Genomic DNA, 24,578 nt, shown 5'->3' on the forward strand with positions numbered 1-24,578 from the left:
GCAGGGCGCCGCGGACAACCTGGCCGGGCGTCCCGTCGACGCAGCGCGGTCGCTGGCCGCGGCGCTGGACGAGATCGACCGGGCCGGTGAGGCGCCGTCGCACGAGCGGCTCGCGCTGCGCTGCAACACGCTGGTCACGCTCGCCCTGACGGAGTTCATGCTCTCGGGTGTCGAGCCGGCGCTGGCCAGGCTGGCCGAGGCCGAGCAGGTCGTCGACGAGCTGGGCGACCAGCGGCTCCGCGCCCGCATCGACTACCAGCGCGCCAACATCCACGGCCGGGTGGGTGACCTGGCGTCGGCGTGGGACGGGCTCGAGGGAGCCGTACGCCGGCTCGACGCCTTCACGGAGCGCGAGCGGTGCTCGGTGCACCTGAGCCGGGGGATGCTCGCGTTCGAGCTGCTCCGGCCCCAGGAGGCGCTCGATTCCTTCGCCGAGGCCGCGCGCCTGGCTCACGACCTCGGCGGCGGCCCGCAGGAGTTCATGGCGAGGCACAACGAGGGGTATGCGGCATACCTCCTCGGTGACATCCCACGTTCCCTCGCCGACATGGCGCGGGCCGAGGGCATCGAGGCCGACGTCTTCAAGGGGCCGGCCCGCCTCGACCGGGGGCGGGTGCTGCTCGAGGCAGGACTCGTCAAGGAGGCCGTGGAAGCGCTCGAGACGGGCGTCGCCGAGCTCAGCGCCGACGGCCACGACCAGATCCGCGCCGAGTTCGAGCTCGAGCTCGCCCGGGCGCACCGGCTGCTCGGGCACCTCGACCTCGCGGCCGCGGCCGCGGACTCGGCCCGTGAGACGTACGGACGCATCGGCGCCACCGCCTGGGCMGCGAAGGCAGTGCTCGTCGGCCTGCTCGTCGACCTCGAGCGACAGCGCCGTCGCGCCCACCCCCGCCACATCCCCGATCGAAAGCACACTCCGTCGGGCGCCTCGTCGGACCGCGATGACTCCCCGAGCCTGGTGGCCAGGAGTGCGGCGGTCACAGCCGACCGGCTCGCCGAGACCGCGACCGAGCTGGGCGACTCCGAACTCGCCGACAGCGCGCGGGTGGTCGCCGCGCAGGCACTCGTGCGCGCGGGCGACGTCGAGGGCGCGCAGACGCGACTGCTGAGCCTCGAGCGCGTGTCGACCGGATCGCTGTCCGACGAGCTCGACGCCGCCGCGGTGACGGCCGAGACCCTCGTCGCCGCGGGAGAGCCGGTGCCGGCGCGCCGTCTGCTCGTGCGCGCGTCGCGCCGGCTGGCTGCCGGTCAGGAGGGCAGCGCGAGCCTCGACCTGCGCACGGCCCGGGCGGTGCACGGGGCTCGCCTGGCCGAGCTCGACCTCGAGCTCGCCGTGCCGAGGGGCAGCGCCGCGGTGCTCGACGCGCTGGACCGCTGGCGCAGCGCGACCGACCGGCTGCCCTCTCTCGGCCGCCCGGATGACGAGGAGCTCGCCGCCCTCACCGAGCAGCTGCGCGGCGTCCGCGGCCAGGTGCGTGGCGAGAGCGATCCGGCCGTCGTGCGAGAGCTCAACGAGCACGCGTCGCGCCTCGAGCGGCAGATCCGCGACCGCGACTGGGCGCTCAGCCGCAGTGGCGGCGCGACCCACACAGCGCCGGTGCGGGTGCGCGACGCGCGGGCGTACCTCGTCGACGTCGATCGTGACCACGTGTGGTTCTTCCGGCACAGGGGCCGGCTCGGTGCCGTGGGGATCGTCGGCGGGCGCGCGACGCTTCGCGACCTGATGCCGGTCGAGCGGGCCACCGAGCTCGCGCAGCGAGTACGCGTCGACCTCAGGGCCGCAGCGACGCACCACCTCGGGCCGCTCGCCGGAGCCGTGTGGTCGTCGCTGCGATCGAGCGCGGCCGAGCTCGACGACGCCCTGCTGCGTCCGTGGCGCTCGGACCGCGGTCTCGTCGTCGTCTCGTGCCCGGAGGTCTCGGCGCTGCCGTGGGCGGTGCTGCCGTCGATGCGCGGCCGGCCCTTCACGGTGGCGCCGTCGCTGACCTCCTTCGCCCGCCGCGGACTGGCCGGTGCGCCACTGGGCGCGGTGCCCGAGTGTCCCGCCCCTGTCCACATCAGCGTGGGGCCGGGCGTGCCGCGTGCGACCGCCGAAGGGCAGGCGATCGTCGGAACGTGGGGACCTCGGGCCCGGCTGGCGCAGCCGTCACGGCGTGACGAACTCGTGGATGCCCTCGCCCACCCCGGCATCGTGCACGTCGCGGCGCATGGCACGCACCAGGTCGAGTCGCCGCTCTTCTCCTCGCTGGTGCTGCACGACGGACCCGTGTTCGCTCACGAGCTGCAACCGACCGGCGTCAGCGCCGACCACGTCGTGCTCTCGGCCTGCGAGGTCGGGCTCACCACCCCGCGTCCTGGCCACGAGTCGCTGGGCCTGGCGCTCTCGCTGCTGTCGCTCGGTGCCCGGTCGGTCGTCGCGGCTGTGGCGCCCGTGCCCGACGACGTCGCTGCGAACACGATGACCCGACACCACGAGCTGCTTGCGGCGGGCCTGCCGAGCGACGAGGCACTCGCCCGCGCGGTCGCGGAGACGGACGACGTCGCGGCCGCCTTCCTCAACCTCGGCGGCCAGCACCACCCCTGACCCAGCCCGCTCGCCGGAAACTGAACACTCGACTCAGAGGGAGGCAAACCTCCGAGTCGAGTGCTCAGTTCCTGACGTCTTGGGTCAGCGGACGAGGCAGGGCCGCTTCGGGTCGAAGGTCCACTCGTCGACGAGGAACTGCATCGCGACCGCATCGTCACGGGCGCCGAGGCCGTGCTTGAGGTAGAGCTCGTGTGCGGCGGCCAGCGCCTCGCGGTCGAGCCTCACGCCGAGACCGGGCGCTGTCGGCACCTCGATCGCACCCTCACGGATCTCGAAAGGCGCCGTCGTCAGGGCCTGGCCGTCCTGCCAGATCCAGTGCGTGTCGAGCGCCGTGATCTCACCGGGAGCAGCCGCGCCGACGTGGGTGAACATCGCGAGCGAGATGTCGAAGTGGTTGTTCGAGTGCGAGCCCCACGTGAGGCCGAAGTCATGGCACAGCTGGGCGACACGCACCGAGCCGGCCATCGTCCAGAAGTGCGGGTCGGCGAGAGGGATGTCGACGGCGTTCGTGCGGATCGCGTGCGCCATCTCGCGCCAGTCGGTCGCGACCATGTTCGTCGCCGTCCGCAGCCCCGTGGCCCGCTTGAACTCGGCCATCACCTCCCGACCCGAGAACCGACCCTCAGCACCGCACGGGTCCTCGGCGTACGCGAGCACGTCCCCGAGCCCCCGACAGAGCCGGACGGCGTCGTCGAGCAGCCAACCCCCGTTGGGGTCCAGGGTGATTCGCGCGTCGGGAAAGCGGCGGGCGAGTGCCGTGACAGCCGCCACCTCCTCCTCGCCGGCGAGCACGCCGCCCTTGAGCTTGAAGTCGCTGAAGCCGTAGCGCTCCTGCGCGGCCTCGGCGAGTGCGACGACCGCCTCGGGCGTCAGCGCCTCGCGGCGGCGCAGCTGCGACCAACGGTCGTCGCCTTCGTCGCCCACCAGGTAGGGCAGGTCGGTGCGGGCAGGGTCGCCGACGTAGAAGAGGTAGCCGAGCATCGGTACGTGGCTGCGCTGCTGGCCGTCGCCGAGCAGCTCGGCCACCGGGACGCCGAGGTGCTGACCCATGAGGTCGAGCAGCGCGGATTCCAGCCCGGTCACGGCGTGGACCGTCGTGCGGAGGTCGAAGGTCTGGGCGCCCCGACCACCTGCGTCGCGGCCGGCATACGCCTCGGCGACCTGGCGGAGCAGCTGGCGATACCGAGCGATCTCCTTGCCCTGCAAGAGTTCTGAAGCCTCGCGGATCGTGCCCGCGATCTTCTCCCCACCAGGCACCTCGCCGAGGCCGGTGTTGCCGTCACTGTCGGTGACGATGACGACGTTGCGCGTGAAGAAGGGCCCGTGGGCGCCGCTGAGGTTGAGCAGCATGCTGTCGTGGCCCGCGACGGGCACCACCTCGACGGCCGCGATCTTCGGTGACATCGGGCTGCTCCTGTCAGCTCTGGGCTAGCCGGAGGCGGCCGTCGACACGCTGGGTGACGCCCCACGGGTTGTCGTCGCGGGTCGCCTCGGGCAGCAGGTCTGCGGGCACGTCCTGGTAGGCGACGGGCCTCTGGAAACGGTAGATCGCGAGCGAGCCGACCGATGTGGTGCGGGGGTCGCTGGTGGCGGGGAACGGCCCGCCGTGCACCATCGCGTGCCCGACCTCGACGCCCGTGGGCCACCCGTTGAAGAGGATGCGGCCGGCCTTCGTCTCCAACAGGGGGAGCAGGGTGCGGGCGACCTCGCGGTCGGACTCGGCTGCCTGCACCGTGACCGTGAGCTGTCCTTCGACACCGCGGAGCGCGTCCGTGAGCTCGTCGAGATCGCCGAAGCGCACGAGCACGCCGGCAGCGCCGAAGACCTCCTCGCTGACCGCGGCCTCGTCGCGCAGGCTGCGAGCGGTGGTCGACGCGAGCAACGGCGCCGGCGCGTTGGCGGCCTCACCCGCGCGGCCCTCCGCCTCGACCGTCACGCCTGTGGCGCCACGCAGCGCACCGGTGCCCTTGTCGTAGGCCTGGGCGATGCCGGTGGTGAGCATCGTCTGGCCGGTCGCGTCGGTGATGGCTCGCGCGGCAGCGGCGACGAACGCGTCGCCGTCGGCCCCTGCCGGGACGAACGTGAGGCCGGGGTTCGTGCAGAACTGTCCGGAGCCGAGTGTCAGCGAGCCCACGTATGCCGTCGCGAGCGACTCCGCGTGCCCGTCGGCGATGCTGCCGGGCAGCACCACGACGGGGTTGACCGAGCTCATCTCGGCGTAGACGGGGATCGGCTCGCGTCGGGCCGCGGCGGTCGCGACGAGTGCGAGCCCGCCGGCGCGTGACCCGGTGAAGCCGACCGCCTTGATGCGCGGGTCGCCCACGAGGGCCTGCCCCACGGACGTGCCGCTGCCGAAGACGAGCGAGAAGACCCCGGCCGGCAGGGCCGAGGCGGAGACGGCGCGCGCCACCGCGGCCCCGACGAGCTCGCTCGTGCCCGGGTGCGCGTTGTGCGCCTTGACGACGACCGGGCACCCCGCGGCGAGGGCCGAGGCCGTGTCGCCGCCGGCGACCGAGAAGGCCAGGGGGAAGTTGCTCGCCCCGAACACGGCGACCGGCCCGAGCGGCACCTGTCGCTGCCGGATGTCGGCGCGCGGCAGTGGCGTCCGCTCCGGCAGCGCCGGGTCGATGCGTGCCTCGAGGTGGTCGCCGACGCGTACGACCTCGGCGAACATCCTCAGCTGGCCCGTCGTGCGCGCCAGCTCGCCCGTGAGGCGCCCCAGCGGCAGGCCGGACTCCGCGACGGCACGAGCGACGATGGCGTCGCCATCGGCCTCGATCTCGCCGGCGACCCTCTCCAGAAAGGCTGCTCGCTCTTCAGGCGACGTGGCGCGGTAGGCGTCGAACGCGTCGGCCGCAGCCTGCGTCGCTTCCTCGAGCTGCGCCTCGTCGACGTAGGTGTAGACGGGCTCGAGCGCCTCGCCCGTGGCCGCCTCGACACCGGCCGAGCCGGGGAGGCGGCCGGCCACGGGCGAGCCGGCGATGATCGAGTGTCCGGTCAGGGTGGTCATGCGGAGGAGCTCCGTTCAGCTGATCTTGTCGATGAGGATCTTGAGGTCCGACACGTCCTGCTCGGTGAGGTTCGTCAGCGGCGGACGGACCGGCCCGGCGGGACGGCCGATGGCCTCGAGGCCGCCCTTGATGATCGATACCGCATACCCACGCTCGCGGTCGCGGATGTCCAGGTAGGGCAGCACGAAGTCGTTGAGCTTGCGGTAGACGGCCTCGAGGTCCCGGCGGCGCACGTCCTCGTAGAAGCCGACGGCGAACTCCGGCACGAAGTTGAAGATGGCCGACGAGTACGTCGTGACGCCGAGCTGGAGCAGGGGCAGGGCGAACGTCTCGGCGGTGGGGAGGCCTCCGACGTAGAGCAGGCGGTCGCCGACGCGGGCGTAGGTGCGGGTCATCGCCTCGACGTTGCCGACGCCGTCCTTGAGGCCGATGAGGTTCGGGTTGCGCTCGGCCGCCTCCGCGACCGCGACGTCGCCGAGGATCGCGTTGGCGCGGGAGTACGCGATGACGCCGAGGGAGGTGGCACGGCACACGGCGGAGACGTGCTCGACGAGGCCGCGCTGGCCCGCCTCGGTGAGGTAGGGCGGGAAGAGCAGGATGCCGTCGGCGCCCGCGGCCTCGGCGGCTTGCGCCTGGGCGATGGCGACCGCGGTGCCGCCGGTGGCGGGGGCGAGCACCGGCACCTTGCCACCGATCTCGTCGACGGCCACGCGGACGACGGTGTCGATCTCCTCGGTGCGCAGCGAGAAGCCCTCACCCGTGCCGCCGGCGGCGAAGAGACCTGCGACGTCGTAGCCGCTCAGCCACGACAGGTGGTCGCGGTAGGCGGCCTCGTCGAACGCGAGGTCCGGCGTGAAGTGGGTGACGGGGAACGAGAGCAGTCCCTTGCCCAGCGTGTGGGCGAGTTCGTCGGGAGCCAGGGGCACGGGAACGTCCTTTGCGACAGAGCGGCTGCCCGTCCCGAGGATCGGTGGGCCCGCCGCTGGGCCAGTGAGTGGCCTCAGGCTAGGAACATCTTTGGATACCTGTCCAAGACGGATTGCGTATGCCGTGATGCTCCAGCGGCATCACCGCAGACGGTTGCGCTCAGGCGCCCTCCACGTCGCGGCTCAGCTGTCGTCGCCGAGGTCCATGCGCCCGATCTGGGCGAGGACCCGCCTCAGCATGGGGCTGCGGCGGCCACGTGCCCAGATGGCGTGCAGCTCGACGGGCCGCCCCGGGACCTCGCTACCGTCGGGGTCACCGCCGCCGTCGACGAGGTCCTTGTAGGCCACGCCCTGCACCCCGAGCGACCGCGCGGAGGCGGGCACGAGAGCGCAGCCGCGACCCGCGGCGACGAGCAGGACGGCGGTGAGGATCTGGTGCACCTGCTGCTCGACCCTCGGGTGCGCGTTCGTGAGGAACCGGACCGTGAGCTCATGGAAGTAGCGCGACTGGACCGGGTTGTAGCTGATGACCGGCACCCCGTCGAAGTCGCCCGCAGTCAGTGGCCGCGAGACCCGGGCGAGCGGGTGGTCGGCCGGCACCGCTGCGCAGAGCGGCTCGCGGAAGACGACGCGCGACTCGAAGTCAGACGTGTCGAACGGCGGGCGTGCCAGGCCGAGGTCGAGCTCACCGCGGCGGATGCCGTCGGCCTGGGCGGCCGTGACGCGCTCGTGGAGGATCACCTCGATGCCGGGCAGGCTGCGCTCGAGCTCCTTGAGCAGGGGGCCGAGCATGCCGATGGCCGACACCGCGGTGAAGCCGAGCCGCAGCGTGCCGGCCGCCCCGCCGTCGATGCGGCGGGCCACGTCGCCCGCGCTCTCGACGAGCGCGAGCAGGCGGTAGGCCTCGTCGAGGAAGGCGCGGCCCGCCTCGGTCAGCTCGACCTTGCGGTTGTCGCGCTCGAGCAGGGTCACCCCGACGGTGCGCTCGAGCTTCTGGATCTGGCGGCTCAGCGGCGGCTGGGTCATGTTGAGCCGCTCGGCCGCGCGGCCGAAGTGCAGCTCCTCCGCGACGGCGACGAAGGCGCGGACCTGGTCGAGGGTCATCATGCCGACGGAGATTACCTCACGCGATATCGGGAAGGTATCAACCGATGCAGCATCGGGTTTGGACAGGCATTGAAAGTGGTTCGTAGTGTCAGTCGGCACGGGGACAGACCGCATCCCGATGAGCACCGACGCCCGGTGCCCCCAGCTCGTAGGAGACCTTCAATGACGAACGTTCGCACGAGGACCCGCATCGCCTCCGTGGCCGGTGCCGCCGCCCTCGCCCTCGCCCTCTCCGCCTGCGGCGGGGTCAAGAACGGCAGTGGTGGCGGTGGCGACGCGTCGGGTGGCAGCGACTACCCGAGCAAGAGCATCGAGATGACCGTCGGCGCGTCGGCCGGCGGCAGCAGCGACCTCATCAGCCGGGCGATGTCCAAGGGCATGGGCCAGTCGCTGGGTGTGGCGATGCCCGTCGTGAACAAGCCCGGCGCCAACGGCGCGCTCGTGGCCAAGGAGCTGCAGTCCGCCTCGCCCGACGGCTACTCCATCGCCATCCAGAACGCCTCGCTCTTCGCCATCACGCCGCTCGCCGTCTCCGAGTCGGAGGCCGTCAAGGTCGACGACTTCGACATCGTCTACGGCGTCTCGCGTGACGACTACGTGCTCGCCACCAACCCCAGGACGGGGTGGAAGTCCATCGCCGACATGAAGGCCGCCGGCAAGACGATCCGCTACGGCACCACCGGTGTCGGCACCGGAGCCCAGCTCAACTCGGCCCTCACCTTCGCGACCGCCGGCATCAAGGCCACAGCCGTCCCGTTCGACGGCGGCGCCCCCAACCTCACGGCCCTGCTCGGCAACCAGGTCGACGTCTCGACGATGCAGGTCGGCGAGGCCATCGAGAACATCAAGGCCGGCAAGCTCGTGCCGCTCGCCGTCTTCTCGGCCGACCGGGTGAAGTTCCTGCCCGACGTGCCGACGGCCAAGGAGCAGGGCTTCGACGTGCAGGTGAGCCAGTACCGCTTCATCACGACGCCGAAGGGCACGCCCCAGGCGGTCAAGGACAAGCTCGTCGAGGCCGCGAAGAAGGCGTTCGCCTCCGAGGAGTACAAGAAGTTCAACGAGCAGAACAACCTCACGCCGCTCGAGATCCCGGGCACTGAGGTCGCGAGCAAGCTCAAGGCCGACCTCGCCTCCAACACCGCCAAGCTCAAGGAGTTCGGCATCTCCCTCGCGTCCAACAGCTGACGCCGACCCGAACCGGAGGCCCGGCGCGGGGTGGACCATCCCCGTTCCGCGCCGGCCCCACCAGACCCCACTCGAAGAGGAGCCAGGGATGAGCACGACGAGTGAACCCGCGCGGCCCGAGGCCGCCGAGGTCGACATCCTCGAGGAGCTCAAGGCCGAGCTCGCCCACGACCTGGAGGAGGACCGGCCGCCGCACGCGGGCCCCCTCGCCCAGGCGGCCGCCGGGCTCGTCACCCTGGCCCTCGGGCTGGCAGGCGTGGTGCTGTCGCTGGGCTACGGCCTCGGCAGCCTGACCCAGCCCGGACCCGGGCTGTGGCCGTTCGCCGTCTCCGTCGCCGTGACGGCCCTCTCGGTCGCACAGGTCGCGTTCGGCCGGCGGGCCGAGGACACCGAGCAGTTCACGCGCTCCAGCGGCCTCACCGGGCTCGGCGTGCTGAGCCTGATCGCGCTCGCGGCCCTGCTGCCCGTCATCGGGTTCGAAGTGCCCTCGCTCGTGCTCATGGTCGTCTGGCTGCGCTTCCTCGGTGGCGAGTCCTGGCGCATGACGGCCGTCATCAGCCTGGTCACGGTCGCGGCGTTCTACGCGCTCTTCGTGCTCGCGCTGTCCATCCCGCTCCCGCGACTGATCTGAAGGGAGGCGCACCATGGACTTCACCCCGATCATCGACGGCTTCGGCATCGTGCTGCAGCCGACCAACCTGCTCTACTGCCTCATCGGTGTCGTCATCGGCATGCTCATCGGCGTGCTGCCGGGCCTCGGCCCCGCGGCGACCATCGCGATCCTGCTGCCCATCACCTACGGCGTCGAGCCGGTCTCGGCGATCATCATGCTCGCCGGCATCTTCTACGGCGCCCAGTACGGCGGCACCATCACCTCGGTGCTTTTGCGGCTGCCCGGAGAGGCGAGCTCGGTCGTGACCGTCTTCGACGGGTTCGCAATGGCCAAGCAGGGCCGGGCCGGGGCCGCCCTCGGCATCGCGGCGATCGGCTCGTTCATCGGGGGCACGGTCTCGATCATCGGCCTCTCGGTGCTCGCGCCCGTCATCGCCGGCTACGCCCTCGACTTCGGTCCGCCGGAGTACGCCGCGCTCGGGCTCCTGGGCGTGCTGCTCGTCTCGACGGTCGGCAACGGCGGCAAGCTCAAGGCCGTCATCGCCGCCGCGCTCGGGTTGCTCATCGCGACGGTCGGCCGGGACTCGTTCACCGGTGCCGAGCGGTTCACCTTCGGCAACCTCAACCTCGCCGACGGCATCGACTTCGTGCCGATCGCCATGGGCCTCTTCGGTCTCGGCGAGATCCTCTACAACCTCGAGGAGAACCACAAGAAGGTCCACGCGCCCGCCAAGGTCACCAAGGTGTGGCCGAGCCGCAAGGACCTCTCCGACTCCAAGGGCGCCATCGCGCGCGGCTCGGGCATCGGTTTCGGCCTGGGCGTGCTGCCCGGTGGCGGTGCCGTGCTCTCGTCACTGGTCGCGTACGCCGTCGAGAAGCGCCGCGCGAAGCAGCCGGAGCGCTTCGGCCGGGGTGCGATCGAGGGCGTGGCCGCCCCCGAGACGGCCAACAACGCGGCGGCGACGTCGTCGTTCATCCCCCTGCTGACGCTCGGCATCCCGGCCAACGCGACGATGGCGCTGATGTTCGGCGCGCTGCTGCTGCAGGGTGTCCAGCCCGGCCCGCAGCTCGTCGACACCCACCCCGACATCTTCTGGGGCGTCATCAACTCGATGTACATCGGCAACATCCTGCTGCTCATCATGAGCATCCCGATGGTCGGCGTCTTCGTGCGCATCCTGCGGGTGCGGCCGGCGATCCTCGCGCCGATCACGGCGCTCATCACGGTGCTGGGCGTCTACACCGTCAACAACTCGGTGTTCGACATCTACCTCGTCATCGTCTTCGGTGTCGTCGGCTACCTCATGAAGAAGTTCGGCTTCGACCCGGGCCCGATGGTCCTGGCCTTCGTCCTCGGCACCCTCATCGAGTCGTCGGCGCGCCAGTCGCTGCTGATCTTCGGCGGTGATCCGACAGGCTTCCTCACCCGTCCGATCTCGGGCACGGTCCTGGCGGTCATCGCGGCAGTTGCGATCTTCCCCTTGATGCGCAAGGTGATCCGAGGCCGACGGCCTGTCCCGGACGACGCGCCTGACCCCGCCCAGTCCGACGTTCCCGATCTCGAGACCACGGAGGCGAAATGACCATCCTCGTCGGCTACCTCGACACCCCCGAGGGCCGGGCGGCGCTGGACTCGGGCATCTCCGAGGCCGTGCTGCGCGACCAGCCGCTCGTCGTCGTGAACTCGCCCCGGCGCGGCGCACCGGTCGACGGCGACATGCTCGCCCCGGAGCAGGTCAGTGCCATCGTCGACCGCGCGAGCGACCGTGGCGTCCGCGTCGAGGTGCGCCAACCCCTGCACGGCGACTCGCTCGCCGAGACGCTTGAGTCGGTGGCCCGCGAGGTCGACGCGACCCTCGTCGTCATCGGTCTTCGTCACCGCAGCCCGGTCGGCAAGCTGATCCTCGGCAGCACCGCCCAGCGGATCCTGCTCGACGCGTCGGTGCCCGTCCTCGCCGTCAAGGCCGACGGCTGATGGCCGCGACACGGTCGCGCATCGCGTCGGTCGAGATCACGCCCGTCGCCTTCGAGGACCCGCCACTGCTCAACGTCGTCGGTGTCCACCAGCCGTACGCGTTGCGCGCGATCGTGCGCGTGCGCACCGACTCCGGGTCGGTCGGCCTGGGCGAGACGTATGCCGACGAGACGCACCTCGCGCGTCTCGCGGCGGTGGCCAATGCCGTCGTCGGCACCGACGTCTTCGACCTCAACGCGCTGTGGCGCTCCACGGTTGACGCGCTCGGTGCGGGCACCGGCGGTGGGGGAGCCAGTTTCGCGGGCATGCTCGAGCTGGGTTCCGCTGTCGCCACGGTGTATTCGCCGTTCGAGGTGGCCTGCCTCGACATCCAGGGCCGCGAGACCGGCCGTCCCGTCAGCGACCTGCTCGGTGGGGCCGTCCGCGAGACGGTGCCCTTCAGCGCGTACCTCTTCTACAAGTGGGCTGGACACCCCGGCCGGCCCGACGACGACTGGGGTGCGGCCCTCACCCCCGACCAGCTCGTCGTGCAGGCCAAGCGGATGGTGACGGCATACGGCTTCGAGGCGATCAAGCTCAAAGGGGGCGTGCTGCCCCCGGCCGAGGAGGTCGAGGCGATGCGGGCGCTGCGCGCGGCGTTCCCCGACCACAAGCTGCGCATCGACCCGAACGGTGCCTGGACGGTCGAGACCTCGGTGAAGGTCGCGGCCGAGCTTGCCGACGTCATCGAGTATCTCGAGGACCCGACGCCGGGCATCGACGGGATGGCGGCCGTGGCGCGCGAGACCGACCTCCCGCTCGCGACGAACATGTGCGTCATCGCCTTCGAGCACCTCGAGCCCGCCGTGCGTGCGAAGGCCGTCGGCGTCGTGCTGTCGGACCACCACCTGTGGGGCGGGCTCCAGCGTTCGAGGCTGCTCGCCGGCATCTGCGACACGTTCGGCATGGGCTTGTCGATGCATTCGAACAGCCACCTCGGCGTCAGCCTCGCGGCGATGACGCACCTGGGCGCCGCGACGCCGAACCTCACGTACGCGTGCGACACCCACTACCCGTGGAAGACCGAGGACGTCGTGAAGCCGGGCGTGCTCGACTTCGTCGACGGGGCGGTCGCAGTGCCGACGACGTCCGGGCTCGGCGTCGAGCTCGACGAGGACGCGCTCGGCACGCTGCACGAGCAGTACCTCTCGTGCGGCATCCGGCGCCGCGAGGACACGGTCTACATGCAGTCGGTACAGCCGGCCTTCGAGCCGAACACCGCCCGCTGGTAGGGCCCGCCATCCGGGCGATGCCATGACCGCTGCCAGGAGTCATGGCATCGTTTGCTCATGACCTCGCCGGCCTTCCTCTCGTTCACGGCGTTTGCCGTGGTCGTGACGCTCGTTCCGGGCCCGGACTTCGCCGTCGTGCTGCGCAACGCGCTGGTGGGCGGTCGCGCTCGCGGGCTCTGGGCCGCGCCGGCGTCACGACGTCGCACGTGGTGCAGGGTGTTGCGGTCGCCGTCAGGCTCGGCGCCGTCATCCTCGCGATGCCATGCTCGGCTTTGGGGCGCGCCTGACGGTCGAGCACGTCTGACGACCCGGCGAGTATGCGTGGGGCTCAGTCCTGCTGGAGCCGGGCTCGCGAGTTGGCGAGGTGCAGGCGCATCGCCGCGCGTGCGGCCGGACCGTCTTCGCGGGCGATGGCGAGGTAGATGTTCTCGTGCTCGAGCGAGACGCGTGTCTGGTGCGTCGCGTCCGAGACGGTGTATCTCGCCTCGAGCCGGGTGCGTGGCAGCATGATCATCATCGGCCCCAGTGATGCGAGCAGGTCTGCGTAGAAACGGTTTCCGGACGCCAGGGCGATGCGGCGGTGGAACTCGTAGTCCGCCTCGACGGCACCGCTCGGCTTCTCCTTGGCGTGCGTCAGGTCGCGCAGCGCGCGTTCGATCGCTTTGAGCTGCACGTCGGTGCGGCGCTCGGCCGCGAGCCCTGCCGCCTCGCTCTCGACCCCGATGCGGAAGTCGATCATGTCGAGCACGTCGCGGTGGGTGCGCACCCGCTCGGCGCCGACGGCGAAACCCTCCGTCGCGGGCAGGGCGAGCACGAACGACCCGCGACCCTGGAACGTCTCGACGAGCCCGGCGGCCTGCAACCGTGAGATCGCCTCACGCACGACGGTGCGGCTCACGCCGTAGTCGGCGACGAGGGAGGCCTCGGTCGGCAGCTTCTGGCCGGGCTCCATCTGGCCGGCGAGGATCTGCTCCTTGAGCCTCTCGACGAGCTCGTGCGCGAGGCCGCGGCCGGTGTCCCGGTCGATGCGCCGCTCGTCGCTGCGCCGCTCGTCGCTGCGCCGCTCGTCGCCGTCGGCGTCTCGTGGGGTCACGGCGCCCAACCTAGTGTCCGGCGGCCCCGGTCGAGGGTCACGTCAGGCGCGCCCGACCTCGTAGGTGTCCACGGTCCAGGCCTTGGCCTGCTCGCTCAGTGTGAAGCCGAGACCGGGCCGGTCGGGCACGACCATGCGCCCGTCGCGGGTCTCGAGGCGCTCGTTGAAGAGCGGGTCGAGCCACTCGAAGTGCTCGACCCACGGCTCGCGGGGGTAGCAGGCGGCGAGGTGCAGGTGGATCTCCATCGCGAAGTGCGGGGCGAGCTGCAGGCCGGCGTGGTCGGCGAGCGTCGCGAGGCGCAGGAAGGGCGTGATGCCGCCGACGCGCGGGGCGTCGGGCTGGATGATGTCGGCCGCGCGGGCCTCGATGAGGCGCACGTGCTCGGCGACGCTCGAGAGCATCTCCCCAGTCGCGATCGGGGTGTCGAGCGCGGCGGCGAGCTGGGCGTGGCCCTCGGCGTCGTAGGCGTCGAGGGGCTCCTCGATCCAGACGAGGTTGAGGTCCTCGACGGCGCGGCCGAAGCGCAGGGCGCTGGCACGGTCCCACTGCTGGTTGGCGTCCACCATGAGCGGCACGTCGTCGCCGAGGTGCTCGCGCACGGCGGCCAGGCGCTGGAGGTCGATCTTCATGTCAGGCTGGCCGACCTTGATCTTGATGCCGCCGATGCCGGCCGCGACCGACTCGGACGCGCGCTCCTTGACCTTCTCGATCGGGGCGTGCAGGAAGCCGCCCGACGTGTTGTAGGTGCGCACCGAGTCGCGGTGTGAGCCGATGAGCTTGGAGAGCGGCAGGTCGGCGCGGCGAGCCTTGAGGTCCCAGAGCGCGATGTCGATCGCGGCGAGGGCCTGGGTGGCCACGCCGGAGCGGCCGACCGAGGCGCCGGCCCAGAGCAGCTTGTCGTAGACCTTGGCGATGTCGTTCGGGTCCTCGCCGAGCAGCCCCTCGGCCACTTCCTTGGCGTGCGCGAACTGGGCCGGGCCGCCGGCGCGCTTGCTGTAGCTGAAGCCGGTGCCGCTGTGGCCCTGCTCGGTCGAGATCTCAGCGAAGAGCAGGACGATCTCGGTCATCGGCTTCTGCCGGCCGGTCAGCACCTTGGCGTCGCTGATCGGGGTGGGCAGGGGCAGGACGACGGACGAGAGGGCGACGTGGCGGATGCGGTCGGCGGTCATGGCACTTCCTCATGCACAGGCAACGGTGATCCAAGTGATAGTACAAGTAACAAACTTGTCTGACAAGTATTGCTGGCGTCGACAAGTGTGTTCTCGACGGATGGGTGTGTTGGGAAGTGAGCACTCGACCAAAGACCCAGTCGAGTGCTCACTTTCCGAAGCAGGGAAATGGGCACTCGACGGGTGGGGTGTGTCGAGAACTGAGCACTCGACCAAAGACCCAGTCGAGTGCTCACTTTCCGACGCATGGAAATGGGCACTCGACGGGTGGGGTGTGTCGAGAACTGAGCACTCGACTCGAAGACCTGGTCGAGTGCTCAGTTTCCGACGTTCGCGGGTCAGGACGCCTTGCGGAGGGCCTTCATCTCGCGGCGCTTGGTCAGCGCCATGGCGAGGGCGATCTTGCGGGCGTCGATGCTGATCTCGCGCAGCATGCCGGAGATCGGATTCGTGTAGCCGGTGTACCAGAGGCCCCTGGCGCCGCGCGCCGTGTGGCCTCCGCGCTCGACCGGCCGGCCCTTGCCGTCGAGGACGCCGAGGTGGCCGAGCAGTGGCTCGAGACCCTGGTGGTAGCCGGTGGCGAGCACGATGACGTCCGGGCTGATGTGTGAGCGGTCGGCCAGCACCACGGTGTCGCCCTCCACGGAGACGAGCGCAGCGACGGGCTCCACGGCGCCCGACTGCACGGCGTCGATGATGCCGACGTCCTGGACGGGAATCGCGTTGTCGCGCTCGACCCTGCTGAGCAGTCCGGTGTCGGGGCGGGGCAGCCCGTGCGCCGACAGGTCCGGCGTCTGCAGTCGTTCGACGACGGGCGCGACACGATCGACGAGTGCGGTCGGCAGGCGACGTACGGCGATGCCGGTGTACTGCGCAGCAACGGGACCGCGGTTGCGGCGAAGGATGTGGGGCACGGTGCGGACGGCCATCCGCACCCGGGCAGCCCCGTGCTCCGCGAGGTCGACGGCTAGCTCGGTGCCCGTGTTGCCGGTGCCGACGACGAGAACGTCCTTGCCGGCATACGCGGCGCCGTTGCGGTAGTGGCGCGCCAGCACGACCTCGCCCGAGAAGTCCTGCAGGCCAGGGACATCCGGCTCGCGAGGTGTGTGGTTGAAGCCCGTCGCGACGACCGCGTAGGGAGCGGTCACGGACGACCGGTCGGCGAGCGCCACCGTCCACGAGCGCCCGTCTGGGGTGCGGTCGACCCGCGCGGCCTCGGAGCCGTGGCGCACGTCGAGGTGGTGGTGGGCGGCATACAGCTCGAGATAGCGCACGACGTCGTCGCGCGAGACCCAGCGGCCCATCTCCTTGGGGATCGGCAGCCCGGGCAGGCCCGACAGCTCGCGCGGCGTGTGCAGGTGCAGCCGGTCGTAGTGGCCCCGCCACGAGCTGCCGACGGAGTCGCTTCGCTCGAGCACGACCGCGTGCAGCCCGCGCTGCTTCAGCGCTGCGGCCGTCGCGAGTCCAGCGGGGCCGCCTCCGATGACGTGGGCATCGACAGGTCGGACGGGCCGGTGGGGTGAGGTCACAGTCGGACCCTAGTGCCGCCCGCTGGGCGGTGGGTCCACGTGCGCCTGCTCGGCTCGGCGGGCTGTCGGCGGGGGCACGTCGATGCCATGGTGCAGCACGCGCACCGGGCGCAGCAGGGCGCCGATGTCGTCTGACAGGCGGCCTTGCACGACGAGCACGTCTGCAGGCGCACCGGCTCGCAGCCGACCGGCTCGGTCGCTGATGTGTAGGGCATCCGACGGACCCGAGGTGCACCTGGCCACGGCTCGCACCACGGACTCGCCGCCGACCTCGACGAGCATGACGGCACCGTGCGGCCGCACGTCATGGGGTTTGGCGGGACCGATGCCCGCGTCGGTGGAGAAGAGGCAGTTGGCCCCGGACGTGAGCAGACCACGGATGTGCTCGATCACGGCCGGGAGCCGTGCCGCGAGCGCGGGCCCCGGCGGCATGCCCGGCAGGCTGGCGCCCGTCAGGGAGAGCGGGGTGCCCGCCGCGGCGAGGCGTTCCACGAGGCCGAGGTCGCGGGCGATGCCGTCCTCCGTCATGCCATCACCTTCACCACGTCGACGCCGGCGGCGGCCAGTCGACCGGCCGCAGTCCGCAGCTCGGCCGCATCAGCGCACTCGCCCCCGAGGAACCAGCAGTGGCCACCCGGTGTCGTGAGCGCCGGCCCGGCGGCGAGCACGGTCGGACCGGCGGCGGGATCGTCGGCGAGCTCGTCGCGCAGGGTCAGGCTGACGAGGTCCCGCCAGCCGAGGTCGCGCACCGTCGTGACCCCCGCGGCCAGTGCGCGACGGGCGTTCTCGCGGCCGCGCTGGAGCAGGGCGGCGTCGTCGCTGCGCTGGTGCCACGCGAGCGGCTCGGGGGAGCAGTCCCAGGTCAGGTGCTGGTGCCCGTCCACGAGACCCGGCAGCGCGGTGACGTCCCCGAGGTCCTCGACCTGGACGTCGCTCGCGTAGTCCGCCGGTGGGCCGACCTCGACGACCGTCCGTCCGTCGAGCACGAGGTCGACGCGGTCACCCGCCGACCCGATGAACCGATCGCCGTCGAAGACCTGCCCCACCCGCAGCACGAGCATGTCGCACCCCTCTCACCGGCGTGCGTGCCGACCTCCATCGTCCCGCCGGCAGGGTCGCGGCGCAGGCTTTTGTCAGGCGGGGCCGATGTGCTGGGCGACCCACTCGTTGAGCGGGCGGATAGCACGCCACGTGTCGCGCACCTTCGTGAGGGCCGCCTTCGTGGAGAGCCAGTCCGGGTCGCCGAAGTCGCGGATCACCATGAGCTCCTTGTGACGCAGCGTCTCGATGCGCGGGTGGTCGGCGGCATACCCCCTCGGGGTGGTGCGCACCTTCTCGCCGTGGACCTCGAACTGCTTGCGCCGCAAGCCGTCGAGCAGCGACTCGAGCTGCAGGCCGCTGGCGGACGCGTCGACGGCACGGCGCAGGCTGGCCGTCTGCGCGTTCGAGTGGGCGCGGAAGCCGCCGCCCGCCCGGAGCCCGCCCGCGCTGATCTCGACGTAGTAGCCGGAACCAGGGTCGGAGGCGACGAAGGCTCCGAGGTGCGTCTTGTAGGGCGACTTGTCGGCGCTGAAGCGGATGTCGCGGTTCGGGCGGAAGAGCTTCGCCTCGCCGAACTCGTCCTCGAGCGCGTCCACGAGGGCGAGCATCGGCTCGCGGACCTCGTTCTCCCACTGAGCCTTGTGGTCGGTCCAGTACGCCTTCGAGTTGTCGGCCTCCAGCCCGGCGTAGAAGCCGAGGGCACCAGTGGGGAAGCCGGCGAAGGGTCCTTTTGACGACGGATCGGCGCTCATGGAGTGGACTCTCGCACCACCCCCGGCTTGTTAGGCAAGGCTTACCTGTGCTTTGCTCATTTCGGGTACGGACACGTGACCTAATTGCTGTGAAAAGCCTGAGAACAGGAGGGTCGCCGTGCTCGCGAGCAACGCGCTCATCGGACTGCGTGAGGGGCTGGAGGCGGCCCTCGTCGTCGTCATCCTCGTCGCGTTCCTCGTCAAGACCGACCGCCGCTGGGCGCTGCGGCACGTCTGGACCGGCGTCGGCCTGGCGGTCGCCCTCGCCGTCGCCGTCGGCGCGCTGCTCACCTACGGCACGAAGCAGCTGACCTTCGAGGCCCAGGAGCTCATCGGCGGCACCGCCTCGATCATCGCCGTCGTCTTCGTGACGTTCATGGTCTTCTGGATGAAGTCCGCCTCGCGCACCATCTCGGGCGAGCTCAAGGGCAAGCTCGACCGCGCCCTCGACATGGGCCCGTTCGCGGTCGCGCTCGTCGCCTTCCTTGGCGTCGGCCGCGAGGGCCTCGAGACGGCGATCTTCTTCTACGCCACCACCGAGGCCGCGGGCCAGGGCAACAACCAGCCGCTGATCGGCTGGGTCATCGGCCTCGCCGCCGCCGTCGTGCTCGGCTGGCTCATCTACCGCGGCGCGGTCAAGATCAACCTCACGAAGTTCTTCCGCTGGACCGGCATCCTGCTCGTGCTCGTCGCCGCCGGCATTCTCGCGTACGGCCTCCACGACCTGCAGGAGGCGCGCTTCCTGCCCGGGCTCACCACCCTCGCCTTCGACGTCAGCGCGACGATCGACCCGAGCAGCTGGTACGCCACCCTGCTCAAGGGCATCTTCAACTTCACGCCGGCCACGACCGTGCTGCAGGCCGTCGCCTGGGTGCTCTACGTCGGCATCGTCATGACGCTCTTCCTGCGCCCGGCCAGGCCCACGCCGCAGGCGCCGGCCGCGACCTCCGGTGACGCCCGACCCACCGTCGCCGCCTGACGCCGCACTGCACCACCCGGCGCCACCCCACAACAACCCAGCACTCGCTCCGCACCTCGCACCGACGTCCCAGGAGAACCATGTCCCGCCCCGCCCTGCGCCTCGTCACGCCCCTCGCGCTCACCCTCGTCGCCGGCCTCGGCCTCGGTGCCTGCACCGACAAGGCCGACTCGAGCGGGGCTTCGGGCGCATCGACCGCGGCCGGCGGTCCGATCACGGTCAACGCCACCGACACCACCTGCGAGCTGAGCGCGACGACCGCCAAGGCCGGGACCGTCACCTTCCAGGTCACCAACACCGGCAGCAAGGTCAACGAGTTCTACGTGTACGCCGAGGGCGACCGCATCATCGGCGAGGTCGAGAACATCACGCCGGGCCTGAAGCGCGAGCTCAAGGTCGAGGTCACCCAGCCCGGCACGCTCACCACCGCCTGCAAGCCCGGCATGGTGGGCGACGGCATCCGCGGCACCTTCACCGTGACCGGGTCAGCCGTCGCCGGCGGCGCCGACCAGAAGGTCGCCAAAGCCATCGCCGACTACAAGGCCTTCGTCGCCACCCAGACCGACGAGCTGCTCACCGGCACAGAAGCATTCGTGACCGCGGTCAAGACCGGCGACGTCGCCAAGGCCAAGGACCTCTACCCGACCGCCCGCCTCCCGTGGGAGACCATCGAGCCCGTCGCCGAGAGCTTCGGCGACCTCGACCCGCGCATCGACGGCCGCGAGGACGTCGTCGAGGAGGGCATGAAGTTCACCGGCTACCACCGTCTCGAGAAGGACCTGTGGGTCAGCGGCCTGCAGAAGGACTCGACCGCCATCGCCGACCAGCTGCTCACCGACGTCAAGGAGATCGCGGCCAAGAGCAAGACCGTCGAGCCGACCGCCCTGACGATCTCCAACGGCGCCAAGGCCCTGCTCGACGAGGTCGCCACCGGCAAGGTCACGGGCGAGGAAGAGCGCTACTCGCACACCGACCTCTGGGACTTCCGCGGCAACCTGCAGGGCTCGCAGTCGGCCCTCGAGACGCTGCGCGCCGTCGTCACCGAGCGCGACCCGGCCCTGCAGAAGGCGCTCGACGCGCGCTTCAGCGAGCTCAACAAGCTGCTCGAGTCGCACCGCGTCGCAGGCAAGTTCGTCTCCTACGAGCAGCTCAGCGACGCCGACGTCAAGGCCCTCACCGTCTCGCTCGACGCGCTGAGCGAGCAGGTCTCCAAAGTGCCCGGGGTCGTGGCGGCCAAGTGAGCCCCGAGGGCCTCAGCCGCCGCCAGCTCATCGGCGCCTCCGGGAGCGCTGCCGTGGCGGGCATCGTCGCCGGCGCCACGAGCACGTATGCCGTCACGCGCGGTGACGAGGCACCCGCGGTAGGTGCCCCGGGGTCCACGGCGCCGTCGCCGGCGCTCGCGCTCGACGCTGCGATCCCGTTCCGCGGCGCCCACCAGGCCGGCATCGTCACGCCGGCCCAGGACCGCCTGCACTTCGTCGCGCTCGACGTCGTCACGAAGGACGCCGCGCAGCTCCGTGAGCTGCTCGAGGTCTGGACCCGCGCCGCCGAGCGGATGACGGCCGGTGCCGAGGCCGCTCCCGGCGGTCTCGTCGGCGGTGGACCCAACCGGGCACCCGAGGACACCGGCGAGGCGTACGGCCTGCCGGCATCCGGGCTGACGATCACCATCGGCTACGGCCCGACGCTCTTCGACGGCCGTTTCGGTCTCGCGTCGAAGAAGCCCGCCGCGCTCGAGGAGCTGCCCGCCTTCGCCGGCGACCAGCTCGACCCGAAGCGCACGGGTGGCGACCTCTGCATCCAGGCGTGCGCCAACGACCCGCAGGTCGCCGTCCACGCGGTGCGCAACCTCGTGCGCCTCGGCTTCGGCGTGGTCGCGGTGCGGTGGTCACAGCTCGGCTTCGGGCGCACCTCGTCGACGTCGACCGCGCAGGCGACGCCGCGCAACATGTTCGGCTTCAAGGACGGCACCAACAACCTCATGGCCGAGCAGCCGGAGGACCTCGCGCAGCACGTTTGGGTCGCGAAGGACGACGAGCAGGGCGGCGAGAACGGCGGCGGCGCGTGGATGGCCGGCGGCTCCTACCTCGTGGCGCGACGCATCCGCATGCACATCGAGGTCTGGGACCGCACCTCCCTGCAGGAGCAGGAGGACGTCATCGGCCGCGACAAGAAGGAGGGGGCGCCGCTCGGCCAGAGCAAGGAGTTCGACACCCCCGACTTCTCGAAGAGGGGCCCGGACGGCGCGACCGCGATCCCGGTCGACGCCCACGTCCGCCTCGCCCACGCGAGCCACCTCGGCGGCATACGCCTCCTGCGTCGTGGCTACAACTTCACCGACGGCTCCGACGGCGTCGGACACCTCGACGCGGGCCTCTTCTTCCTCGCGTACATGCGCGACCCGGGCAAGCAGTTCGTGCCGATGCAGCGGGCGCTCGCGAAGTCCGACATGCTCAACGAGTACATCGAGCACAACGGGTCGGCCGTCTTCGCCTGCCCGCCCGGCCTCGCCGACGGGGAGCACTGGGGCCAGGCGCTCTTCGCCTGACCGGCGCGCGGCTAGAGGCCGACGCGCACCGTCAGGGAGCCGGGGCGCACGTTCGCGGTCACCTCGGTGGCCTCGCCCACGACATCGCCGTCGATCTGCAGGGGCAGCGGCCGGTCGGCGCGCACCCGGATCTCCTTGCACACCTTGTGGTCCAGCGTCGCGTGGCCCTTGCGCTGGCGGGTGGCGACCCGCGTGGCGACCGGCACCCAGCCGACGACACCCTTCGGCGAGGCGATGACCGTGTCGAGCTGGCCGTCGTCGACGCGCGCGCTCGGCATCAGCACGAGCCCGCCGAGCAGCCGACCGCAGTTGCCGATGACCACCATGCGCGCGCGGCGACGGAACTCCATGTCGTCGTCGACCTTCACCGAGACACGGAACTCCGGCGACACGAGGTGCTTGAGGCCCGAGACCATGTATGCCGGCCAGCCGACCTTGGCCTTGAGGTTCTCGTTGGTGCCCGCCATGATCTGCGCGTCCATGCCGACGCCGGCCATGACGACGAAGTAGTGCGTCTCGGGAGAGCCGGTCTCGTCAGGTGCGTCGTCCATCGGGGCCGCGCCGACGACGATCTCGCCGACGTCGATGCGGCGGTTGCGCCCGGTGAGGGCCACGGCGACCGCAGCCTCGAGGGCGACCGGGAGGTCGAGGTTGCGGGCCAGCAGGTTGCCCGTGCCGGCCGGCAGGATGCCGAGCGGCGTCTCGGTGCCGACCAGGGCGCTCGCCACGTTGCGCACAGTGCCGTCGCCCCCGAGGCTGCAGACGACGTCGGCGCCGTCGCTGACGGCCTGGACGGCCTGGCCTCGGCCGGGGTCGTCGATCGTCGTCTCGTAGAAAAGCGGCTCGCCCCAGCCGTTGACGAGGCAGGTGTTCGTGATGCGCTCGCGGACGCCCGACAGGTCGGCGAACTTCGTCGGGTTGATGATGATGCCGGCACGCTTCACGGGCGCGGGCGGGCCGTCGTCGCCGGTGCGGAAGTGGTCGCGGGGCGGACGGGGCCGTCGGCGTCGCAGCGTCGCGGTCGTCTCCGGTGCGACGCGGGTGAGGACCAGCCCCCCGACGACCAGCACCAGCACGACGACGCCGGCGATGATCCACGGCAGGTAGTCCTTGAGCACGAAGACATACGCTATCCCGCTGGTCGGGCGCTCCTCGAATCGCCGCCGGCCGCCGGCCCTAGGCTGGGCGCATGAGCGAGCCCCTCACCGATCCCGGGCCGTCGACCCCGGACGACGCGGACTGGACGTGGGTGCTGACCCGTCCCTGCGCTGACTGTGGCTTCGCCCCGGCGGCCCTCGACGTCGCCGACGCGCCGTCCCTCCTTCGTGACGCAGGGCAGAGGTATGCCGCCGCGCTGGGCCGCGACGACGTGCGTGCCCGCCCGGCCGACGGGGTGTGGTCGCCGCTCGAGTACTGCTGCCACGTGCGCGACGTCTGCGACGTCATGCGGGGCCGTCTCGAGCAGATCCTCGACGGCGGGGGTGAGCTCGTCACCTTCGCCAACTGGGACCAGGACACGACCGCGCTCGACCGGCAGTACTGGCGCTCCGACCCCGAGGTCGTCCGGCGCGAGGTCACGGCGGCGTTCGATGCCGCGGCGACGGCATACGCCCGCCCGTCGGACACGCAGTGGGAGTGGCCGGCGCTGCGCAGCAACGGCTCGCAGTTCACGGCGCGCACCCTCACGCTCTACTTCCTGCACGACATCCGACACCACCTCTGGGACGTGACTGCATGACTCTCCCCATCGACGTGACCCTCCAGCTGCCCGAGGCGCGCACCCCCGACCCGCACGACGCCCCGGCGATCCGCTGGGGCGTGCTCGGACCCGGCGGCATCGCGCACGCCTTCGCCGATGCCGTCGCTGTCGGCACCGAGTCGTCGGTCGTCGCGGTCGGGTCGCGCAGCAAGGAGCGGGCGCAGGACTTCGCCGACGAGTTCGGCATCGCCCGGGCCCATGGCAGCTACGAGGACCTCGTCGCAGACCCCGAGGTCGACGCCGTCTACGTGGCGTCACCGCACTCCGAGCACCGCGACCACGCCCTGCTCGCCATCGAGGCCGGCAAGCCCGTTCTCGTCGAGAAGGCCTTCACCCGGAGCGCCGCCGAGGCGCGCGAGGTGCTCGCGGCGGCCGAGGCCCGCGGCCTGCTCGTCATGGAGGCGATGTGGAGCCGCTTCCTGCCGCACTACGACGTCGTGCGGCACGTCGTCGAGGCCGGGCTCATCGGCGACCTCGTGGCGGTCTTCGCGGACCACGGCCAGCACCTCTACCCCGACGGGCCGGCCCGCCTCTCGCAGCCCGAGCTCGCCGGTGGTGCCCTGCTCGACCTCGGCGTCTACCCCGTCTCGTTCGCCGACGTCGTGCTCGGCGCGGTCGCGTCGGTGTCGGCCGTCGGCACGCTCACCGACCTCGGCGTCGATGCGTCCTCGACGATCACCGTCACGGGGGCCGGCGGTGCTCACGGCGTGCTGACCTGCACGATGGCCGCGGCGACCCCGTGCTCGGCCGTCGTCGCCGGCACCGAGGCGCGCCTCGAGCTGTCGAGCACCTTCTACACGCCGGGGTCGTCGATCCGGCTCGTCAGCCGCGCCGGCGACGTCGTCGACGAGCGCGATGGTGGTCTGCCCGACGACGTGCGCGGGTTCTCCTACGAGGCAGCCGAGTTCGCGCGCTGCCTGACCGCGGGCGAGCGTGAGTCCGCACTGATGCCGCACGCGGCGACGCTGCGCGTCATGGAGACGATGGACGAGGTGCGCCGCCAGACCGGGGTCGTCTACCCCGGCGAGTGACC

At 71.4% G+C, this 24,578-nt stretch carries 22 protein-coding genes; 11 read left to right on the plus strand and 11 right to left on the minus strand.

Annotated elements, in window-relative coordinates:
- Positions 1 to 157 precede the first annotated feature (157 nt).
- Positions 158 to 2,584, plus strand: a complete 2,427-nt coding sequence (locus AC1DE0_RS08420; RefSeq protein WP_478099208.1) for a CHAT domain-containing protein — start codon at positions 158 to 160, stop codon at positions 2,582 to 2,584.
- Between the two features lie 84 nt (positions 2,585 to 2,668).
- Here the strand turns inward: AC1DE0_RS08420 and AC1DE0_RS08425 are convergent, their stop codons facing one another.
- The 4 genes from AC1DE0_RS08425 to AC1DE0_RS08440 form a co-directional block, all read right to left on the minus strand.
- Positions 2,669 to 3,991 carry an enolase C-terminal domain-like protein gene (locus AC1DE0_RS08425; RefSeq protein WP_478099210.1) on the minus strand — a complete coding sequence of 441 codons (1,323 nt, stop codon included), beginning with the start codon at positions 3,989 to 3,991 and terminating at the stop codon, positions 2,669 to 2,671.
- A gap of 13 nt (positions 3,992 to 4,004) precedes the next feature.
- A complete protein-coding gene (locus AC1DE0_RS08430) occupies positions 4,005 to 5,597 on the minus strand; it encodes an aldehyde dehydrogenase (NADP(+)) (RefSeq protein WP_478099212.1) in 1,593 nt (530 codons plus the stop codon).
- A gap of 15 nt (positions 5,598 to 5,612) precedes the next feature.
- Entirely contained in the window at positions 5,613 to 6,524 is a 912-nt protein-coding gene (gene kdgD, locus AC1DE0_RS08435; RefSeq protein ID WP_478099214.1) for a 5-dehydro-4-deoxyglucarate dehydratase, read from the minus strand.
- A 183-nt stretch (positions 6,525 to 6,707) separates the two neighbouring features.
- The gene (locus tag AC1DE0_RS08440; protein ID WP_478099218.1) at positions 6,708 to 7,631 is read right to left on the minus strand and encodes a LysR family transcriptional regulator; all 924 of its coding nucleotides are present in this window, start codon (positions 7,629 to 7,631) and stop codon (positions 6,708 to 6,710) included.
- Positions 7,632 to 7,793: 162 nt separating this feature from the next.
- On the opposite strand from AC1DE0_RS08440, the gene AC1DE0_RS08445 reads away from it, so the two are divergent.
- From AC1DE0_RS08445 to AC1DE0_RS08465, 5 genes are all read left to right on the plus strand, one after another.
- On the plus strand, positions 7,794 to 8,816 hold the full coding sequence (locus AC1DE0_RS08445; protein ID WP_478099222.1) for a tripartite tricarboxylate transporter substrate binding protein: 1,023 nt from the start codon (positions 7,794 to 7,796) through the stop codon (positions 8,814 to 8,816).
- Positions 8,817 to 8,904: 88 nt separating this feature from the next.
- Positions 8,905 to 9,447: a tripartite tricarboxylate transporter TctB family protein gene (locus AC1DE0_RS08450; RefSeq protein ID WP_478099225.1), complete on the plus strand. Its 543-nt coding sequence runs from the start codon at positions 8,905 to 8,907 to the stop codon at positions 9,445 to 9,447.
- A gap of 13 nt (positions 9,448 to 9,460) precedes the next feature.
- Positions 9,461 to 11,011 carry a tripartite tricarboxylate transporter permease gene (locus AC1DE0_RS08455; protein ID WP_478099227.1) on the plus strand — a complete coding sequence of 517 codons (1,551 nt, stop codon included), beginning with the start codon at positions 9,461 to 9,463 and terminating at the stop codon, positions 11,009 to 11,011.
- Positions 11,008 to 11,403, plus strand: coding sequence for a universal stress protein (locus AC1DE0_RS08460; RefSeq protein ID WP_478099230.1), 396 nt, complete (start codon positions 11,008 to 11,010; stop codon positions 11,401 to 11,403). The genes AC1DE0_RS08455 and AC1DE0_RS08460 overlap by 4 nt, the downstream gene beginning before the upstream one ends.
- Positions 11,403 to 12,674 (plus strand): glucarate dehydratase family protein, encoded by a 1,272-nt coding sequence (locus AC1DE0_RS08465; protein ID WP_478099232.1) that lies wholly within the window; start codon positions 11,403 to 11,405, stop codon positions 12,672 to 12,674. The genes AC1DE0_RS08460 and AC1DE0_RS08465 overlap by 1 nt, the downstream gene beginning before the upstream one ends.
- Before the next feature lie 328 nt (positions 12,675 to 13,002).
- Here AC1DE0_RS08465 and AC1DE0_RS08470 read toward each other — a convergent pair whose 3' ends face one another.
- The 6 genes from AC1DE0_RS08470 to AC1DE0_RS08495 all read right to left on the minus strand — a co-directional run bounded on the left by AC1DE0_RS08470 (position 13,003) and on the right by AC1DE0_RS08495 (position 18,259).
- A complete protein-coding gene (locus AC1DE0_RS08470) occupies positions 13,003 to 13,767 on the minus strand; it encodes a FadR/GntR family transcriptional regulator (RefSeq protein ID WP_478099236.1) in 765 nt (254 codons plus the stop codon).
- A gap of 42 nt (positions 13,768 to 13,809) precedes the next feature.
- A complete protein-coding gene (locus tag AC1DE0_RS08475; RefSeq protein ID WP_478099238.1) occupies positions 13,810 to 14,937 on the minus strand; it encodes an L-talarate/galactarate dehydratase in 1,128 nt (375 codons plus the stop codon).
- A gap of 338 nt (positions 14,938 to 15,275) precedes the next feature.
- Complete coding sequence (locus tag AC1DE0_RS08480) at positions 15,276 to 16,466, minus strand: flavin-containing monooxygenase (protein WP_478099240.1); 1,191 nt, start codon at positions 16,464 to 16,466, stop codon at positions 15,276 to 15,278.
- A 9-nt stretch (positions 16,467 to 16,475) separates the two neighbouring features.
- The gene (locus AC1DE0_RS08485) at positions 16,476 to 16,994 is read right to left on the minus strand and encodes an amidohydrolase family protein (protein WP_478099242.1); all 519 of its coding nucleotides are present in this window, start codon (positions 16,992 to 16,994) and stop codon (positions 16,476 to 16,478) included.
- Positions 16,991 to 17,527, minus strand: a complete 537-nt coding sequence (locus AC1DE0_RS08490; RefSeq protein WP_478099244.1) for an amidohydrolase family protein — start codon at positions 17,525 to 17,527, stop codon at positions 16,991 to 16,993. The genes AC1DE0_RS08485 and AC1DE0_RS08490 overlap by 4 nt, the downstream gene beginning before the upstream one ends.
- 72 nt (positions 17,528 to 17,599) lie before the next feature.
- Positions 17,600 to 18,259, minus strand: a complete 660-nt coding sequence (locus AC1DE0_RS08495) for a DUF2461 domain-containing protein (RefSeq protein ID WP_478099246.1) — start codon at positions 18,257 to 18,259, stop codon at positions 17,600 to 17,602.
- A gap of 118 nt (positions 18,260 to 18,377) precedes the next feature.
- Between AC1DE0_RS08495 and efeU the strand changes: the two genes are divergently transcribed.
- From efeU to efeB, 3 genes are all read left to right on the plus strand, one after another.
- Positions 18,378 to 19,238: an iron uptake transporter permease EfeU gene (efeU, locus tag AC1DE0_RS08500; protein WP_478099248.1), complete on the plus strand. Its 861-nt coding sequence runs from the start codon at positions 18,378 to 18,380 to the stop codon at positions 19,236 to 19,238.
- A gap of 80 nt (positions 19,239 to 19,318) precedes the next feature.
- Positions 19,319 to 20,479, plus strand: a complete 1,161-nt coding sequence (efeO, locus tag AC1DE0_RS08505; RefSeq protein WP_478099250.1) for an iron uptake system protein EfeO — start codon at positions 19,319 to 19,321, stop codon at positions 20,477 to 20,479.
- A complete protein-coding gene (gene efeB, locus AC1DE0_RS08510) occupies positions 20,476 to 21,786 on the plus strand; it encodes an iron uptake transporter deferrochelatase/peroxidase subunit (protein WP_478099252.1) in 1,311 nt (436 codons plus the stop codon). Before efeO ends, efeB begins: the two co-directional genes overlap by 4 nt.
- Before the next feature lie 11 nt (positions 21,787 to 21,797).
- On the opposite strand, the gene AC1DE0_RS08515 is transcribed toward efeB, so the two are convergent.
- Entirely contained in the window at positions 21,798 to 22,904 is a 1,107-nt protein-coding gene (locus tag AC1DE0_RS08515; RefSeq protein ID WP_478099255.1) for a diacylglycerol/lipid kinase family protein, read from the minus strand.
- Positions 22,905 to 22,975: 71 nt separating this feature from the next.
- Between AC1DE0_RS08515 and AC1DE0_RS08520 the strand changes: the two genes are divergently transcribed.
- Together AC1DE0_RS08520 and AC1DE0_RS08525 are read left to right on the plus strand one after the other, a co-directional pair.
- Positions 22,976 to 23,524, plus strand: coding sequence for a DinB family protein (locus AC1DE0_RS08520; RefSeq protein ID WP_478099257.1), 549 nt, complete (start codon positions 22,976 to 22,978; stop codon positions 23,522 to 23,524).
- On the plus strand, positions 23,521 to 24,576 hold the full coding sequence (locus tag AC1DE0_RS08525) for a Gfo/Idh/MocA family protein (protein WP_478099259.1): 1,056 nt from the start codon (positions 23,521 to 23,523) through the stop codon (positions 24,574 to 24,576). The genes AC1DE0_RS08520 and AC1DE0_RS08525 overlap by 4 nt, the downstream gene beginning before the upstream one ends.
- Positions 24,577 to 24,578 lie beyond the last annotated feature (2 nt).

The organism is Terrabacter sp. 05T424 (assembly GCF_056396225.1).